General features: G+C 69.0%; 1 protein-coding gene. It reads right to left on the bottom strand.

Features of this window, described 5'->3' with window-relative positions; all coding sequences use genetic code 11:
- A partial coding sequence (locus tag AC1D00_RS44715) for a glycine betaine ABC transporter substrate-binding protein (protein ID WP_477015161.1) occupies positions 1–539 on the bottom strand: 539 nt, incomplete at both ends.

Below are 539 nucleotides of genomic sequence, written 5' to 3'. Positions count from 1 at the left end.
GCAATCGACAGCGTCGATGCGTGCGCGGCGAGATCGGCGATGGTGCGGATGCCAAGCGCCTCGGCGCGCTTTTTCGGGATCACCAGCGCATAGGCATTCTCGAAGCCGAGCTCGCCGAGCAGGGTGATGTTCTCCTTCGCGAGTGCTGTCTTCAGCTCCGCGATCAGCTCGGCGCGCGGCTTGATGTCGGTGCGATGCAGCTGGTTGGCCCAGAGCGTGCCGGAATAGTCGATGTAGAGATCGATGTCGCCGGCCTTCAGCGCTCCGAAGATCACGCTCGAGCCGAGGCCCGAGCGCGCCGTGGCCGACAGGCCGGCCGCCTGGAGGCGATCCCTGAGCAGGGCCGACAGCACATATTGCTCGGCGAAGGTCTTGGCGCCGACGACATAGCCCTGCGACGAGCGGCCCATCGTCGGCACCAGCGTCGCGGCGACCAGTGCCGCGATCCCGACCGCGCCGAGCCCGGTGCGCAGGCGGCTGCGGCGCCGCAGGCCGCCCTCGATCAGGCCGAGCAGCTGATCGACCGCGAGCGCCAGCAG

The organism is Bradyrhizobium sp. P2_E8 (genome assembly GCF_056403875.1).
The sequence above is the reverse complement of the archived record's forward strand: the minus strand, read 5'-3'. Positions and strand labels throughout refer to the sequence as shown.